We start from the raw sequence: 3828 nt of genomic DNA, 5'->3' as shown, positions 1-3828 counted from the left end.
TCGCCAGCGGCGGGACGCGGGAGCTGGTCGCGCAGGCCGGCGCGGGCAGCCTCGGCCTCGTCGGCAGCGGCAGCTTCCGCGTGGCCGATGGCGGGGCGGACCCGCGGGGCCTCGCGGCGCCGGGCGACATCTCCATCAATCTCGGCACCTCGGGGAGCCTGACGCTCGCCGCGCCGGTCGAGGCCGGCGGCACGGCGACGCTGGCGGCGCGGTCCATCGCCATCGAGGCCGCGCTGGACGCGCCGACGGCGGTGAACCTCACCGCCTCGGGCGGCGGCGCGGCCAGCAGCATCACCCAGACCGCGGCGGGCGTGATCACCACCGCGCTGCTCACGGCCAACGCCGCCGGGGCGATCGACCTCGCCGAGGCGCCGAACCAGGTGGGCAACCTCGGCACCTTCTCCTTCGACGGGGCCTTCGGCTACCGCACCAACGGGCCGATCACCGTCTCGGGGACCATCGCGCCGACCACCGCGGGCAGCAACGCCGACATCACGCTGATCGCCAGCAGCGTCGACGTGAACGCGGCGATCACGGCCGGCGCCGGCACCGTCACGCTCCAGGCGACCGCCGGCAATGTCGCGCAGACCGCGAGCGGAACCATCTCGGCCGGGCGGCTCGAGGCCTCCGCCACCGGGTCCGTGTTGCTCGAGGCCGCGCCCAACGCGGTCGGGACCTTCGGCGCCGGCGGCGCGGGCAGCACCTTCGCGCTGCGCACCGGCCAGTCGCTGACGATCGAGGAAGCGCTGTCGCAAGGCGCGGGCGGCGGCATCCTGCGGCTGACGACCGACGGCACGCTGACCGTCGCGAACACGGGCTCGATCGCCTTCTCCGACATCACGCTCGCCGCCGCGCTTGGCATGACCATCTCGGGCGATGTCGGCCAGGCGGGCGCGACGGTGCGGCTCGGCGCGGGCGGGGCGATCACCCAGACCGCCACGGGCGGCATCACGGCGGGCACGCTCGGCCTGTACGCGCCCGGCGACATCGCGCTCACCGCCGGGACCAACAGCGTCGGCGCCATCGCGGCCTTCGCGACGGGCGCCTTCACCTATCGCGGCAGCGGCGCCGTCTCGACGACGACGGTCGCGGGCGTGGTCCGCCCCTTCTTCAATCCCTTCCTGCCCGGCGGCTTCGTCTTCATCCCCGAGACCGTCTCCGGCATCCGCGCGGCCTCGGCCGACATCACGGCAGACAGCCTGCGCGTGCGCGCGGCCACCGGCGGCAGCGGGCTCGGCGAAGGCGTCGCCGCGACGGCCGCCGACGGGCTCGTGCGGCTGCGCGTGGACGGCCTGGCCATCGATGCCGACAGTGCCATCACGGCAGGCACGAACCCGGCCTTCGGCGGGACCATCGACATCGCGACCCGCACCGCGGGCCGCAACATCGTGATCGGCGCCGACAATGCCGGCGCGCTGGCGCTCGGCCCCGGCACGCTCGGTCGCCTCTATGCCCAGGCCGTCGCGATCGGCGCGACCGGCGCGGGCGCGGGCACGCTGACGGTCGCCGGCCCGGCCACCAGCAACGCGGTCAACGAACTGGCGCTGCGCGGCGCCTCGATCGGGATCGACGGCGCGCTCTCCATGTTCGGCAGCGGGCGCCTCAGCCTGACGGCCGCGACGGGGGACATCGCGCAATCCGCCGGCGGCTCGATCTCCGCGCCGAACCTCGTCGCGACGGCGACGCTCGGCGATGTGCGGCTCGATGTCGCGGGCGCGGCGAACGGCATCGCAGGGACGGTCGCGGGCAGCGCGGGCGGCGGCGACTTCGCCTTCCGCAACACGGGCAATGTCAGCGTCGCGGCACCCGGCATCACGGCGACGGGCGGCACCGTCACGCTCGTCTCGACCGGCGGCGGCGTCAGCCAGGGGGCCGGGGCGCCGATCACGACCGGTACGCTGATCGCGAACGCGCCCGGGACCGTGACGCTCGACCTCGGCACGAACGCGGTCGCCGCGCTCGGCGCGGGCTCCGCGGGCGGGGCGGGCTTCACCCTGCGCAGCAACCGCACGCTGACGGTGAACGGCGTCGCCTCCTCCGGCGGGGCGATCACGCTCGAATCGACCGGGCAGATGACGCTGGCCGGCGATGTCTCCGCACCCACCGGCCGCGTGCTGCTGCGCACCGGCGCGGGCTTCGACACGCCGGGCGCGGGCGGCATCACCCAGACCGGCGGCATCATCACCGCGGCCGGGCTCGCGGCCTCGGCGGGCGGGACCATCGCGCTGACCGGCGCGAACCAGATCGCTTGGCTCGACCCGGGGGCGGATGCGGCGGGGACGGCGAGCACGCGCTCCATCGTCAGCGGGGCCGACTTCACGCTCAGCAACGCGCGCGCCGACATCCCCTTCTTCTTCGGCAGCATTCCCGGCCTCATCGTCGGCGCGCCCGTCGCGGTCGGCACGGGCGGGACCATCGCGCTGCTGACCAACGGGCTCGGCATCAACTTCGCGGGCACCGCCTTCCTCGCCCCGGGCGGCACGGTGCGCTTCGCGCCCTTCACGGACGGACGCTCGATCAACATCGGCGGCGCCGCGGCCGGCGCGACGAACATCTCCACCGGCACCTTGCAGCAGGTCTCGGCCGGGCGGCTCGTCATCGGCGGCACGACCGGCCAGGGCGGGACGAGCGGCGACATCGTCTTCAGCGCCCCCGTCTCGCTGCCCGGCGTGACCACGCTGGAACTGCAGAGCGGCGGCGCGATCGCGGGCAACGCCCAGGCCATCACGGTCAGCCGCGTCAGCGCCTTCGCGACCGGCGACATCAGCCTCGGCGGCGTGGGCGGGTCGATCGGCGGCGTCGCGGCCGGCAGCGGGCGGCCGGAAGGCATCGCGACCGACGGGGCGGTGACCATCGTCGCCGGCGGGACCGGCACCTTCGCCGTCGATGCGGCGATCGAGGCGGGCGCCGGACGCACCATCGCCCTGCAGGCGGCGGATTTCGCGATCGGCGCGAATGTCGGCACCGCGGCCGGCACGCCGGGGCGCATCGAGCTCACCGGCACGCAGACGGTCAGCCTCGGCGGCACAGGCGCGCTCGGCGGCACCGCGCGGCTGGAAGCGGCGGAACTCGCCCGGCTCGACGCGGCCGGGGGTGCCATCCGCATCGCCGGCCCGGCGATCCGGCTCGACGGCACCTGGACGCTTGACCCGGCCGATGCCGCACGGCTCGAGATGCTGCTGCTGGCGGGCGGCGCGGGCAGCATCACGCAGTTCGGCGGTACGCTCTCGGCCGGGACGCTCGTCATCGATGCGCGCCAGGGCGCAGGCGTGGTGACGATCGACCGCGCCGGCAACGGCATCGGCACGCTCGATGCGCTGACCCTCGGCCCGCTCTCGGTCGCGACGGATGGCGCGCTCTCGGTCCAGCGCGCCAACGCGACCGCGGGCAACATCACGCTCAGCGGCGGCAGCATCACGCTCGCCGAGACGCCGGGCCTCGCGGTCCGCGCGCAGTCCGGCAACGTCGCCCTGACCGCGACGGCGGGGAACATCACGGGCACGACGCCCCTCGCCGCGGTCGCCGGCACCACGCTGACGGCCAGCGCCCTGGCGGGCGAGGTGCGCCTGTCCGGCGACAACACCGTCGGCACCTTCATCGCCACGGCGCGCGACGGCGTGCTGTTCCGCAACACCGGCGCGCTGACGGCCGGCGCGACGGGCGGCGGCGGCGCGGCGGTGGCCGGCGCCGTGGACATCCGCGCCACGGCGCTCACGCTCAACGACATTCGCGCAACCGGCACCGTCACGCTCGATGCCACGGCGGGCGACACCGTGATGGCCGGCATCCACGCCTATACGGAAGCGATGCTGCCGCCCGCGGCGGGAA

The 3828-nt window shown here is 75.6% G+C and carries 1 protein-coding gene; it reads left to right on the top strand.

Features of this window, described 5'->3' with window-relative positions; translation table 11 throughout:
* On the top strand, nucleotides 1-3828 hold a 3828-nt coding region (locus HW577_RS22250), incomplete at both ends, for a beta strand repeat-containing protein (protein WP_198378302.1).

Origin of the sequence: Neoroseomonas rubea, assembly GCF_016106015.1 — a bacterium.
GTDB lineage: Bacteria > Pseudomonadota > Alphaproteobacteria > Acetobacterales > Acetobacteraceae > Neoroseomonas > Neoroseomonas rubea.
Note: the sequence above shows the minus strand (reverse complement) of the source record. Positions and strands in the feature narration are given on the sequence as shown.